A 12880-nucleotide genomic window follows, 5' to 3' on the forward strand; every position below is an offset into this window, starting at 1 on the left:
GACACAACAAAGATAAGAAAATTAAAAGCAAAAACCTTTCAGCGAAGGGCACCTGACTAGATGACCAGTTTAGGTGTCCTTTTTTCTTATCAAAATACTCAGATTTTATACTTTCCAACAACGGAAAAATATGAGAAAATTATGGGCAATAAGACGAAGGAGGATTGATGAAGATGAGTGAAGCGCCACGTGAACTTGGCTTGGAAACATTGGCTGTACATGCAGGACAGGAGGTCGACCCGACTACACTATCGCGTGCAGTCCCGTTGTATCAAACAACGTCTTACACTTTCAAAGATACCGATCACGCTGCAGATTTATTTGGTTTGAAGGAATTCGGCAATATCTATACACGGCTGATGAATCCAACGACAGATGTATTTGAGAAGCGTGTAGCCGCATTGGAAGGTGGGGCAGCGGCATTGGCTACGGCATCAGGCCAAGCTGCGATCACGTATGCCATTTTGAATATCGCGGGAGCAGGAGATGAGATTGTTTCTGCGACGAGTCTGTATGGCGGAACCTACAATCTATTCTCAACGACATTGGCGAAGCTTGGCATTACAGTCCGCTTCGTTGACTCCAGTGATCCGGAAAATTTCCGCAAGGCGATCACGGATAAGACAAAGGCGCTGTATGCGGAGGCGATTGGCAACCCTAAGGGCGATGTACTGGATATCGAGGCAGTGGCCGATATAGCACACGAGCATGGCATTCCACTCATCGTGGACAATACGTTCCCGAGTCCATTCCTGCTTCGTCCACTTGAGCATGGTGCGGATATTGTCGTACATTCCGCTACGAAGTTCATTGGCGGCCACGGTACTTCGATTGGCGGGATTATCGTGGATGGCGGCAAGTTCGATTGGGCTGCCACTGATAAGTTCCCTGGATTGACAGAGCCAGATTCTAGCTACCATGGGTTAGTGTATACGGATGCAGTCGGGCCAATTGCATATATTATTAAGGCTCGTGTACAATTGATGCGTGATATGGGGGCTACGATCTCTCCATTCAACGCATTCCTGCTTCTGCAGGGGCTCGAAACGCTTCATCTGCGCATGGAGCGCCATAGCGAGAATGCTTTGAAGGTAGCTCAGTTCTTGGAAGCGCATGAAGGGGTGCAGTCGGTCAGCTACAGCGGCCTATCAAGCCATTCTTCCTATGAGTTGGCACAGAAGTATTTGCCTAAGGGACAGGGTGCGATTTTGACATTTGAGATCAAGGGTGGAATCGAAGCGGGGCGGCAGGTAATAAATCATGTCAAACTCTTCTCTCATCTCGCCAATGTAGGCGATTCCAAGTCGCTCATCATCCATCCAGCAAGTACGACGCATCAGCAATTGAATGAAGCGGAGCAAATTACTGCCGGTGTAACTCCAGGACTTATACGTTTATCTATCGGTACGGAATCGATTGACGATATTTTGTATGATTTGGATCAGGCGATTCGCGCGAGTCAGCCTGCCTCAGTAAAATAAGAATCGATGTACAAATGAAGAAAGACACACGGTACGCTGCAGCGTTTACCGTGTGTCTTTTTGTTGGAAGCCAGTGGGTACCAGCATTTCAGTGTTAGATTACCATGCTACACGGATGCCGTATTCTCGCAGCCATGCATCTACCTGCAGCAGATAAGCGAATAATTGAGGGCCAGACATCAGCTGGCCGAACCAAGGCAGATTTGAGCTTGCTTCCTCGGAAGCGGCAATCGTCCGTATTCGTTCTGCATTGACAAATTGATGGAGTGGGGATGAAGGGTCATCCAATCTCTCAAGTGCCAGTCGGCGAACCGTATTCAAGTAATTTGGATTGTGGGTTTTTGGATAAGGGCTCTTTTTGCGATAGAGGACATCATCTGGCAAAACGCCCTCCAGCGCCTTTCGCAAGATCCCTTTCTCCCGTCCGCCGTAAGTTTTAATGTTCCATGGAATATTGAATACATATTGGACGAGCCGATGATCGGTATATGGGACGCGAACCTCGAGACCAGCGCCCATACTCATTCTGTCTTTGCGATCCAGCAAGGTTGGCATGAAGCGGGTAATGTTGAGATAGGACATATTTCTCATTTTCGCGGCTTGAGCCTCTTCTCCGGGCAATACAGGCACCTCGCGCACCGCATCTGCATAGCGGTCAGCTACATATTGCTCTGCGCGGAGCAAATGAGCGACCTCAGGCTTCAACAAACTGGCTCTGAGAGGCGTAGCAAGCGCCCAAGGGAATGTCCCGGCATTGAGCGCCTCTTTCCGGTGGAACCAAGGATATCCGCCGAATACTTCGTCAGCAGCTTCACCAGAGAGTGCGACAGTGGCGCCTTTCTTGATTTCTTTGCAAAATAAAAGCAATGAACCGTCAATGTCGGCCATGCCCGGGATGTCTCTAACCCTTACCGCGTGCTCAAGCGAAGCAACGAGCTCAGGGGTATCAAATTGAATCCAATGGTGAGTCGTTCCGAGCTCTTCTACCATTCGTCGAATCCAAGGCTCATCCGCATTTGGTTGAAAGGCGTGAGATTGGAAGTAAAGGTCGTTATCCACATAGTCCACCGAATACGTATGCACCTGACCAAGCTTGTGACGCTTATAATGTTGAACCGTTAGGGCGGTTAGCGCGCTTGAGTCCAATCCTCCTGACAATAAGGTACATACAGGAACATCAGAAATAAGCTGGCGTTCAACGGTATCCTCCAGAAGTTCGCGCACATGTTTGGCTGTTTGTTCGGCATCCTCTTCATGCGGAGTGCTCTCCAGCTTCCAATAACTGCGGATGCGCAGGCCATCTGGATTATACTGCAAGGTGTGACCTGGACGCAGCTCTGACATTGCTTGATAGATGCCGTGTCCTGGAGTTCGGGCAGGCCCGATCATCCATATTTCAGCTGCTCCCTCTAAGCTGATGACAGGCTCAATGTCCGGATGGGCAAGCAGCGCCTTAGGCTCGGAACCAAATGCGAACCATCCTTCACCTTGAGAATAGTATAGAGGCTTCACCCCAAGCCGGTCGCGGGCCATGAACAAATGCTTTCCAGCTTCATCCCATATGGCAAAAGAAAAGATGCCGTTGAACCGTTCTACGCATGCTTCTTTCCATTCCAGATAGGCTACAAGCAGCACTTCCGTATCACACTGTGTTACAAATAAATGTCCTCGGCTCATTAACTCCGATCTTAATTCCCTCATATTGTACAGCTCGCCATTATACACAATCGCGAACACGCCATGCTCCGTGTGCCGAATCATCGGCTGGGCGCCGTTAGCTGGATCAATAACAGACAAGCGCCGGTGTCCCAGTGCACATGGACCGGTTATCCATGTTCCCTTCGCATCAGGGCCCCGAGAAGATAATGTTTCGGTCATTTGCTCGACAACGTCGGAACATTGGGCCAAATCACGGTTCCAGTCAATCCATCCTGTAATTCCACACATGTTACGTTCATCCTTTCCGCACCAATCTGTCCACCCGGAAGACCGAATACCGGTATGCTGGAAGATTGAGATAATACCATGGGTATGCGCAAATCGGCATAAGATGTATGTCCATCGGGAGATGATAAAAAAGCTTCCCTTAAAAGCTGAAACCTGATCTAAACAAAGCGAAGCAATGGTTCTATTAAGGAAAGGAGGTGCTTAATGGAGCGCCGACCTTATTATGTATCCGTACAGAATCGTTCTGTTGTTGCGGAACAAGATGCGGGTGATTATGAATTTGTAGTCCATGTGAATGAGGCAGAAAGGGATGAGCTTCAAAGGCTGCTGAATGGGGTGGGAGACGCCGAAACGGATCAAGTATACAGCTTCATGTTATTTACAAGCAAATCGAATGACATGATTAACGAGCCGTATCAGCAAAACCTCAATAGTGTATATGCCTACATACACAAATTCGGAACCACAGAAACAAAGCAATTTGTGGAGCAATTACGAGAAGTGAGGAGCGAAGACAATGATGGAATTTAAGGCTGCAAAATTTCGCCGTCCGGTTGAAATCGAAGGGCGTCTGTGTGCAGAAGTAGGACTTATCCCAGATGATGACAAGGAGACTCCCCTGCTTGCGTATGTGGCTCCTGTACAAAATGGCGGTTATGAGATTGTTCGCTTGCTGCGCAATGATTCACATTTTGAAGCAGACTGGTACGACAATAATTTGCATAATGCCTTTGAGGAAGTGGCTGCAGAGACATTTATCAATAATAACGAAATTAGCTGCAGCGACCGGGATTCGATCGTAGATGCAGTGCTTGGATCGAGTGAGGTACGGGAAGCGGTTGACGACTTGTTCCAAATGAATTGGTAAACAACTTGGTTTGCTTCTTATCATCGTGTTCATACTAAGGTGATTGATGTACGATGAAGGGAGGTGAGTAAATATGCCAGAACAATTCAAGCAAAATAAGGGCAATAAATATGCGCATCAGAAGAAACATGCGGATGCGGTTCTGTCGAAGAACTTCAAGCATCCGGGCGAAAAGAACCATTGGGAGTTTCACAATAAATAAGCTGGATTCTGAAATGAAGCGCAATTATTCAAGGCTCTGCGATATGCAGGGCCTCTTATGCAGTTAGATGTCCGTAGAGATTTTGGGGATATAAAAAAAGCCTCACATACCAAGTTAGGCTCTGCGAGGCTGCTCATGTATATTGTAAGCAATGAATGGCGTCCCAGGAGGACGTCTATAATCAATGGGAAATCCCAGAGTATTCAAGGGTTTTGGGGTAGGCTGTGTAAAATATGTGTAAAATGATTTTCCGGTGTAAAATTCTATACAACCATTGCATTGAAGATATCGACTGTACTTTGTTCGTCTTCTGCTCGTAGTTCTTTAACGATATGGGCATAATACTTCATGGTGGTCTCGATGTTCTCATGGCCTAACCGTTCAGATACGTAGTAAATTGATACTTTCTTGTAAAGCAATACACTTGCATGCGTATGACGTAAGCCATGAGCCGTAATCGGGTCAATGTTCATGTTAACGAGAATGTTTTTTAGCACATTATTAACCCCGGTGTTACACAACACTTTGTACTTTGATTCTGGACTGAAGAAGACTAGCCCATGAATATTGTCAGACAATTTTGTGAAAAGTTCCTTAAATCGATTCATTGTTTCAGCGTCAATCTTAATTACTCTTTTGGACTGTTCATTCTTTGTGGGTCCAAATCCTTTATGCATCTTCTTTGTATAGCCCCATGTTTTATTAATTCTAAGTTCGTTGGTGTTAAAATTGAAATCGCTTTTAGTTAAACCAACAAGCTCAGCATATCTCAATCCTGACGTTAAGCCGAGAAGAATTAGATAATGGGTAAGAGATGTCAGATTGCTGTGCAGCCCTTTTAATAACCGTCTACTGTCAAAGTAACTAAGATGCTTTTCTTCAGGGCGCTTAGAAGGAACACCTCCAGTCAAGACAACTCCACGCGTAAAGTCTGTTCTTATCAATCCCTCGTCAATTGCGTCTTTTACACAGGCTCTAATATGTGTATTTAGCTTTCTGGTTGTGTCCTTAGCTCTAGTGGCTCCATATTCGTTCAGGAATGCCTGGTACTGACGTTTAGTAATGTTCTGAATAGGAACGCCTGGAAAGCACTCCTGAATGGTCGAGAACGTGTTCAGATAACGTTGGTAGGTATTCTGAGCAACAACATTCTTTTTATAAAGCTTCAACCACTCTTCGAAGTATTCAGCCATAGGTACAGGCTTGAGCTGCGGAACAATTCCCTTGCTAAGTTCTGTTTCTACCTCTGCAGCCGCGACTTGGGCTTCTTTCTTAGTAGCAAAACCGCCCTTGCGAATAGGCTTGGACTTTCCATTTACCATGTGGCTTACGGTATATTGCCATGTCTTCCCGCGTTTTGTGAAGCTTGCCATTCGGACTACTCCCTTCTTTGGGATCGCGAATTCAATTCAACTTCAGAAGCAGCTATTTCGGCTTCTTTCTTGGTCTTAAATCCGCTTTTGCTTACTCTTTTCCTCTTTCCATCCTCGGTGTGGTTCACCTCATATTTCCACACGTCTCCACGCTTTTGGATAGATGCCATTATGATCCATCTCCTTTACTTTTTAGAAACATATGTTCGGTTTCGTGGTATATATAAACAGCCTTGCGGCTGGTGTTGTAAGTTTTATTCAATGTTGCGGAAGCAGTATGTAATTCCGAGCGGATCGAAGTGTATGAAATGATCACCCATGTCAGCATAAAGTCCGTATCGTTGACGGTATCGTTCAATTGCAGCTAATAAATATTCCTCAGTAATATCCAAGAACTCGGCTAGTTCGTGACGGGTACGAATTCCTGCTTGATGTGCCCTCTTAAAGGACTCCAAAGGGACTACAGATTCATAACCCCACTGTCTAGCTCGAAGTTCTTGCTTCCGGTTAATGATAGTATTCTGATTTAAAATATCACCAAATGATGTATAATCGTGTCCGTTTTCTTCAGCAAGTACGCATGCCTTTTCAGCCCTTGTTTCAATATGCTTGTTAATCCAGATGTTTCCGTCCGAGTAAAGGCCTTTTATAGTGAGGGGCATGTCCACTTCAAAAACATTTGCTCTAGTTTCACTGAGAAGCTTGTCATATAGCATGCATGCAATCACTCCTGCGATTTGCGTTGGGATTTAACGAATTCCTTAAATTTTTTGATAGTCTCAAGTTCTTCCTCAGTCCAATCCTCTCCATCATGATGGGCAGCGATTGTACTTATTTCTTCTACCTTCTGTTCAAGTCCTAGTAGGTGATCAAGGGAAACGTTGAACAGCATTGAAAGGTGCCGAACAGTCTCTAAGCGCGGATCACCAAGACCGTTTTCCCATTTCGAGATCATGCCCTTGTTGATAGAAGATCCGAATTTTGAGTTTAACTTTTCAGCTAAATCATCCTGAGATAGTCCTTGCTTTACACGCAACTCTTTAATCATTTTACCTACTTGAAATGTCATTTTCATTCTCCCTTAATTTAGATGTATCTAAAATCATATTACATCTAGGGTTTCAAAAATGCAACATTATTTTAGAAAAATAGAAAAAATGTTATTGACTTTGAAACTATGCAGAGTTATTCTTGACCTAGGTTTCGAAAAAGAAACCCCAAAAAGAGGAGGTGAGGTATTGAACCAGATTAAGAGTCGTCGACACACTCCTTACACTAAATTTAAAGCATACTTAGATGAAACTGGCGTAAAGCAAAAGGAACTAGCTCATTTACTAGGAAAGTCAACATCAGCTCTCAATCAGAATTTGAATGGAACTGGTGGCGATTTCTCTGTAGCTGAGCTGAGACTCATCTGCGCGACATTCAAAATCAGCGCAGATGAATATTTTTTACGCCCCGAGGTTTCAAAATAGAAACCATGATTTCCTGTATGAGGGGAGGTGCTACATAAATGCAACATCTTAATGTTCAACTATCAATTCCTATACCGGAAGATTCGATCATCATCACTAAAGTTGAGTTTCTCAAACTCAAGGAATGTGAGTTAGCAGGAGTGTACTGGGGAGCTAAGGATTTAGAAAAGCGAACAGGGAGAAGGATGGACTGGTTAAAAGAAAACATTCTCTACCCTTCTCGGTTTAGAAAAATCCTAGATGTTGAGCATGGCGGCTTCGTTTCTTATCCAAAGGTGCAGGGTCAAGCTTGGGCTTTTCAGGCGTCAAAGATGGCAGCATTCCTAGATAAGTATTTCAACCTGATTTTTGGAGCTAAGGAGGAATTACCATGATCGGCATTCACCCTGTCCACCGTCGCCTGGCAGAGCTTCACTTAATCCAACAGAAGCGACAATGGACAGCTTTCGAAATGATGGAATTAGTTCACTGCATGCGAATCAACGCGAACCTGATTCAACGGTTAGACGGCCTCAAGCAGCTTAGCCAGCATGCTTACGAGATGAACGACACAGATTGGCAGCATGAGATCTGCGGCCAGATTGAAAAGCTTCAGGCGTCGATGGACGCATTTTGATGGGAAAGGAGAATTCCGCATGAGTAAAGTTCTGGATCAAGTGTCTAGGGAAGTAATCGACTACTGTCCGCCATGTAAATCAGAAATCATGTTCGGTCAACGTGTTTGGAAAGAGGGGCATGCTTTATGTTGCTCCGTCCCTTGTATGATTCAGCAAGCAAAGGTGAAGTCAGTTATCGCAGGGACGGAGGGTACGCAATATGCCGATACCCGATAAGCTTCTGGATCATCTGGCTGACGTGTATTGTGAATCGGCAATCGATCCGGCGTACTATCCGTTCTGGGCTTGGGCGTCCGTCGAGGCTGAGAAGTTGGGTTTTAGATTCCAATAGGGAGGTGATAGAGAGGGTGTCACAAGCGAAACGACTGGGAGTATGTTTGAAATTGCTTGTATTGGCCATGTCGTCTGGATCGGTTCGAACGCGCCAAATGTACCGTAGGCAGTATCGAATGGTTGCAAGCAGGCTCAAAAACGAAAAACAGCTCCAAGCGGGGTAGGAGCCGCAAGGAGCTGCAGAAATTTAGTCTCAATTCAAAGCAAGTTTATCACTAATTCATACCCAAATTCAAGGAGGACTTATAGATGCCAGTCATGATTCAAATAACGGGCGAAAATGCCGGTCAAGCCATTGAGGAATTTGCAGCACTGTCAACAGCATTCACGGGGGCGGTCAACACTGTAACTGCCGCTGCTCCTGTGCAAGAAGAAAAGCCGAAGCGCCAGCGCACCACTAAAACTGAGCCAAAGCCAGAATCGACGAAGGAAACTGAATCGGTTGAAAAACGAAAGACAAGTCGACTGCTGAGGTTACTGGTGAGGGCACTGGTGAGGATATACCGACCTTTGAAGATTTGCGTGCCGTAGGGAAGGAGAAGGGAGCGACGTCCGACGGCAAGGCGGCCATTAGGGCACTGCTCGACGAGTTTGAGAGTAAGTCTCTTTCTGAAGTACCAGAGGAGAAGCGAGCTGCGTTCCTGGAACGGTTGAAAGCTCTATGACACAGCCAGCACATGCAGAACGTGCTCACGCATTGCTTGGTGCTTCTGGGGCTGATCGTTGGATCAACTGCCCGCCTAGTGCACGGCTTTGCGAGAGTATTCCTGATAGACGAAGTGAGTATGCAGACGAGGGGACAGCGGCGCATGAGCTGTCAGAGTTGAAGCTTAAGCGTAGTATATTCCCGTGTAACTCAAAGGCAAGAGCAGAGTTAGAAGCCGCTATGCAGCTCTTTACGGGAACAAACGAATACTACAACGCTGAGATGGAGAACGCTGTCCAGCGATACGTTGAAGTAGTCGAGGAGAGATTCATGGAAGCGAAAGCCCGTAGTTTTGACGCAGTGGTAATGCTGGAGGAACGTCTGGATTTTACGGAATGGGTTCCAGAAGGATACGGCACCGGAGACGTGGTTCTGATAGCGGATGGGGTGCTGGAGATCATCGATCTCAAATACGGGAAAGGTGTTCCCGTTAGTGCTGTCGGAAACCCTCAGCTTCGTTTGTATGGCCTCGGTGCCTGGTCCGCTTATAACTGGATGTTTGATATCAAAGAGGTGCGCATGACCATTGTACAGCCACGCCTCGATAGTGTCAGCACGGACACGCTGCTGGTCGACGAGTTGCTACAGTGGGCGGAAACAGTGGTCAAACCTGCAGCGGCACTCGCTTTTGCTGGCGAGGGGGTTTTTATGGCGGGAAGCCATTGCCGCTGGTGCAAGGTGAAAGGTAATTGCCGTGCCCGAGCTGACGAGAACATGAAGGCGTTGGCACACGAGTTCAAGGATCCGGCTCTGCTCTCCTTGGAGGAAATCGGCTTGACTCTAGTTGTCGCTGAACAACTGCAGGCATGGGCAAAAGATGTTCAGGAATACGCCTTCGGGCAAGCCATGATCGGTAACCGTATCCCTCAGTGGAAGCTTGTCGAAGGGCGGAGTAATCGAACAATCACCGATAAGGATGCGGCGTGGGCAGCTTTCAGAGCTGCAAAACTAGAATCGGACAAGTACCTCAAGCCACAGGAGCTTTATGGCATTGGTGAGCTTGAGAAGCGGATCGGTAAGAAAGAGCTGACAAAGCTTCTGGACGGGCTGATAGTGAAGCCTCAAGGCAAGCCAGTCCTCGTTCCTGAGACTGATCCACGCTCTGAGCTGAACAGCTTAGGAGATGAATTTTCTAACGTGGAATTTGAGGTATAGCGAATGGGTGATATTGCAGATTACCACGTAGACATGATGGCTTCAGGCAAATGGTCTGTAGGAAGTTATAAAACAACGAAAAGGGGAAATGTTCAAATGGCAATCGACAATCAAGCAACAAAGGTAATCACGGGAAAGGTACGTCTTTCTTATACTCATGTTTTTGAACCGCAATCTATCGACGGTGGCGATGAGAAATACAGTACGGCCATTTTGATTCCAAAGAGCGACAAGGAGACGCTGCGTAAGATCAAGGCAGCAGTTGATGCAGCGAAGGAGCTCGGCAAGGGTAAATGGGGCGGGAAGATCCCGGCCAACTGCAAGACACCGCTGCGTGATGGCGACGAGGAGCGTCCAGACGATGAAGCATATGCTGGCCACTACTTCTTGAATGCTACTTCGAAGAACAAGCCAGGTATCGCAAAGCCTATCGGCAAGGACAGCAACGGAAAAACAAAATTCCAAGAGATTACGGACACAACGGAAGTTTACAGCGGCTGCTATGCCAAAGTATCTCTCAACTTCTATCCATTCGACGCAAAAGGAAACCGCGGCGTCGCTGCCGGATTGAACAATATCGTTAAAGTTCAGGATGGCGACTTCCTGGGCGGCCGCAGCAGCCTGAACGATGATTTCAGTGACGAGGATTTCGATATTGATATCGACGTTGATGTTGAGGAAGATTTCTTGAACTAGCGCATTTCTTAGAGGGGATTCAGCAATGAGTCCCCTTTCTCAATAAAGTTCTGGGAGATGAGAGAGTGACAGTTCTGCAGATTGACCTTGAGACATACAGCAGCATCGATTTAATTAAATGCGGTGTCCATCGTTACGTAGAAGCCTCGGATTTCGAGATATTGCTTTTTGGATTCGCCTTTGACAATGATCCCGTACAAGTCATTGACCTAACCGCATTCGAGGACATTCCGAGAGACGTCTTGGACGCGCTTCGGATGGACGTAATAAAGACGGCATACAACGCAGCATTCGAACGAACTTGCATAAGCAAGCACTTGGCGATTAGATGCGAACCACAGCATTGGAAATGTACGTCAGTTCACGCACTCACATTAGGGCTTCCTGGTTACCTAGAAGGTGTGGCAGATGTGCTGAAGCTAGAGGCGAAGAAGGACGCCAAGGGAAAGGCGCTCATTAAATACTTCTCTGTACCGTGTAAGCCTACCAAAGTGAATGGGCAGCGAACTCGGAATCACCCTCACCACGATCTGGAGAAATGGCAGCAGTTCATAGACTATTGCCGCCAGGACGTGGTTGTAGAACGCGAGATTCGCCGCAAGTTGGAACGCTTCCCTGTTCCAGATCATGAGTGGCATCTATGGGCACTCGATCAGCAAATCAACGATCGGGGTGTTCGGTTGGATCCCAAGCTGTTCAAAGCTGCTATCGACTGCGACATGCAATATGGGGTCCGGCTGCTGGAAGAGGCCAAGGAGCTCACCGGACTTGATAACCCGAACAGCGATACTCAGCTCAAGGGTTGGCTATCAGAACACGGCTTAGAAGCAGAGAGTCTGGCAAAGGAACATATGCCGACCCTGCTGGATGCTGCTCCAGACGACGACACACGCAGAGCGCTAGAGCTGCGCCAGGAGATGGGAAAGACGAGCGTCGATAAATACAACGCTATGAATCGCTCAATATGCGAAGACGAACGGGCAAGGGGGCTGCTGCAGTTTTGTGGAGCTAACCGCACATGGCGCTGGGCTGGAAGGCTCATTCAGGTACAGAACCTACCACAGAACAAGATTGATGACTTGGAACTGGCAAGGGAGATATTACGCTGTGGCGATTACGAGCTACTTGAGATGCTTTACGGTGCGCCGCCGTTCATCCTCTCCCAACTTATCCGCACCGCATTCATACCGTCACCAGGTTGCCGGTTCATTGTCTCAGACTTTGCAGCCATCGAGGCACGTGTCGTTGCATGGTTGGCAGATGAGCAGTGGGTGCTCGACGTATTTCGCGGGCACGGCAAGATATATGAAGCAACGGCATCGAACATGTTCGGTGTGCAGTTCGAGACGATTACAAAAGGGCATCCGAATTACGAGCTGCGGGCACGCGGCAAGGTAGCGGTGTTAGCCTGCGGGTATCAAGGCGGGCCGAATGCCATGGCCGCTATGGACTCGAAAAAAGAGATTGATCCGGATGACTACCCTAGGCTAGTAAAGCAATGGCGAGACGCCAATCCAAATATACGAAAGCTTTGGTATAAAGCTGAGGAGGCAGCTATTACAGCTGTGAGGGAGAAGACGACCGTCAAGCTCGCACACGGTGTGCAGTATCGATACGAAGCAGGCATGCTGTTCGCTGATCTACCGAGTGGCCGCAGCCTTGCATATGTAAACCCTCGAATTAAGACGGATCCGAACTTTAGCAAGGATGGGATTGTCTTCGATGGTATGGATCAGGTCAAGAAAAAGTGGATGTCGCACCGCACATATGGCGGGCGGCTGGTGGAGAACTTGGTTCAGGCCATTGCTCGGGACTGCTTGGCCGTCAGTATGGAGGGATTGGCAACTGAAGGGTACAGCATTGTAATGCATGTCCATGACGAGGTTGTTTTGGATGTGCCGATCGGTACAGGATCCGTGGAGCATGTGACAGAGATAATGGGGCGGCCGATTGAGTGGGCACCGGGGCTGCCGCTGAAGGCAGCAGGGTTTGAATGTGATTTCTATCAAAAAGACTAATATCCGGAG

19 protein-coding genes are annotated in these 12880 nt (G+C 47.3%); 14 read left to right on the forward strand and 5 right to left on the reverse strand.

Features of this window, described 5'->3' with window-relative positions:
* Positions 1 to 173 precede the first annotated feature (173 nt).
* Positions 174 to 1481: a homocysteine synthase gene (locus tag PAV_RS13875; protein ID WP_005547200.1), complete on the forward strand. Its 1308-nt coding sequence runs from the start codon at positions 174 to 176 to the stop codon at positions 1479 to 1481.
* Between the two features lie 99 nt (positions 1482 to 1580).
* On the opposite strand, the gene asnB is transcribed toward PAV_RS13875, so the two are convergent.
* Complete coding sequence (gene asnB, locus PAV_RS13880) at positions 1581 to 3428, reverse strand: asparagine synthase (glutamine-hydrolyzing) (protein WP_005547202.1); 1848 nt, start codon at positions 3426 to 3428, stop codon at positions 1581 to 1583.
* 204 nt (positions 3429 to 3632) lie between these two features.
* Between asnB and PAV_RS13885 the strand changes: the two genes are divergently transcribed.
* The 3 genes from PAV_RS13885 (at position 3633) to PAV_RS36895 (ending at position 4498) form a co-directional block, all read left to right on the forward strand.
* A complete protein-coding gene (locus tag PAV_RS13885) occupies positions 3633 to 3959 on the forward strand; it encodes a hypothetical protein (RefSeq protein WP_005547203.1) in 327 nt (108 codons plus the stop codon).
* A complete protein-coding gene (locus PAV_RS13890) occupies positions 3946 to 4296 on the forward strand; it encodes a hypothetical protein (RefSeq protein WP_005547205.1) in 351 nt (116 codons plus the stop codon). The genes PAV_RS13885 and PAV_RS13890 overlap by 14 nt, the downstream gene beginning before the upstream one ends.
* Before the next feature lie 73 nt (positions 4297 to 4369).
* A complete protein-coding gene (locus tag PAV_RS36895; protein WP_005547207.1) occupies positions 4370 to 4498 on the forward strand; it encodes a hypothetical protein in 129 nt (42 codons plus the stop codon).
* A gap of 263 nt (positions 4499 to 4761) precedes the next feature.
* On the opposite strand, the gene PAV_RS13895 is transcribed toward PAV_RS36895, so the two are convergent.
* From PAV_RS13895 to PAV_RS13905, 4 genes are all read right to left on the reverse strand, one after another.
* Entirely contained in the window at positions 4762 to 5871 is a 1110-nt protein-coding gene (locus PAV_RS13895; protein WP_005547210.1) for a site-specific integrase, read from the reverse strand.
* Positions 5872 to 5876: 5 nt separating this feature from the next.
* Entirely contained in the window at positions 5877 to 6041 is a 165-nt protein-coding gene (locus PAV_RS33425) for an Arm DNA-binding domain-containing protein (RefSeq protein WP_005547212.1), read from the reverse strand.
* 84 nt (positions 6042 to 6125) lie between these two features.
* Positions 6126 to 6587 carry an ImmA/IrrE family metallo-endopeptidase gene (locus tag PAV_RS13900; RefSeq protein WP_005547214.1) on the reverse strand — a complete coding sequence of 154 codons (462 nt, stop codon included), beginning with the start codon at positions 6585 to 6587 and terminating at the stop codon, positions 6126 to 6128.
* An 8-nt stretch (positions 6588 to 6595) separates the two neighbouring features.
* A complete protein-coding gene (locus PAV_RS13905; RefSeq protein WP_005547216.1) occupies positions 6596 to 6940 on the reverse strand; it encodes a helix-turn-helix domain-containing protein in 345 nt (114 codons plus the stop codon).
* Between the two features lie 169 nt (positions 6941 to 7109).
* Between PAV_RS13905 and PAV_RS13910 the strand changes: the two genes are divergently transcribed.
* The 10 genes from PAV_RS13910 to PAV_RS13945 all read left to right on the forward strand — a co-directional run bounded on the left by PAV_RS13910 (position 7110) and on the right by PAV_RS13945 (position 12871).
* A complete protein-coding gene (locus tag PAV_RS13910; protein ID WP_216633983.1) occupies positions 7110 to 7346 on the forward strand; it encodes a helix-turn-helix domain-containing protein in 237 nt (78 codons plus the stop codon).
* Between the two features lie 38 nt (positions 7347 to 7384).
* Positions 7385 to 7720, forward strand: a complete 336-nt coding sequence (locus tag PAV_RS13915; protein WP_005547220.1) for a DUF771 domain-containing protein — start codon at positions 7385 to 7387, stop codon at positions 7718 to 7720.
* Positions 7717 to 7962: a DUF7667 family protein gene (locus PAV_RS13920; RefSeq protein ID WP_005547223.1), complete on the forward strand. Its 246-nt coding sequence runs from the start codon at positions 7717 to 7719 to the stop codon at positions 7960 to 7962. Before PAV_RS13915 ends, PAV_RS13920 begins: the two co-directional genes overlap by 4 nt.
* Before the next feature lie 19 nt (positions 7963 to 7981).
* Positions 7982 to 8179: a hypothetical protein gene (locus PAV_RS13925; RefSeq protein WP_005547225.1), complete on the forward strand. Its 198-nt coding sequence runs from the start codon at positions 7982 to 7984 to the stop codon at positions 8177 to 8179.
* Positions 8163 to 8294, forward strand: a complete 132-nt coding sequence (locus PAV_RS36900) for a hypothetical protein (RefSeq protein WP_005547228.1) — start codon at positions 8163 to 8165, stop codon at positions 8292 to 8294. Before PAV_RS13925 ends, PAV_RS36900 begins: the two co-directional genes overlap by 17 nt.
* A 16-nt stretch (positions 8295 to 8310) precedes the next feature.
* Complete coding sequence (locus PAV_RS34660; RefSeq protein ID WP_157266860.1) at positions 8311 to 8460, forward strand: hypothetical protein; 150 nt, start codon at positions 8311 to 8313, stop codon at positions 8458 to 8460.
* 85 nt (positions 8461 to 8545) lie between these two features.
* Positions 8546 to 8827 (forward strand): hypothetical protein, encoded by a 282-nt coding sequence (locus PAV_RS13930; protein ID WP_005547231.1) that lies wholly within the window; start codon positions 8546 to 8548, stop codon positions 8825 to 8827.
* 130 nt (positions 8828 to 8957) lie between these two features.
* Positions 8958 to 10157: a DUF2800 domain-containing protein gene (locus PAV_RS13935; RefSeq protein WP_005547232.1), complete on the forward strand. Its 1200-nt coding sequence runs from the start codon at positions 8958 to 8960 to the stop codon at positions 10155 to 10157.
* A 96-nt stretch (positions 10158 to 10253) separates the two neighbouring features.
* Complete coding sequence (locus tag PAV_RS13940; protein WP_036619939.1) at positions 10254 to 10853, forward strand: DUF2815 family protein; 600 nt, start codon at positions 10254 to 10256, stop codon at positions 10851 to 10853.
* Between the two features lie 65 nt (positions 10854 to 10918).
* Positions 10919 to 12871, forward strand: a complete 1953-nt coding sequence (locus tag PAV_RS13945) for a DNA polymerase (protein WP_005547237.1) — start codon at positions 10919 to 10921, stop codon at positions 12869 to 12871.
* The last annotated feature ends 9 nt before the right edge of the window (positions 12872 to 12880 follow it).

Source organism: Paenibacillus alvei DSM 29 (genome assembly GCF_000293805.1).
Lineage (GTDB): Bacteria > Bacillota > Bacilli > Paenibacillales > Paenibacillaceae > Paenibacillus_B > Paenibacillus_B alvei.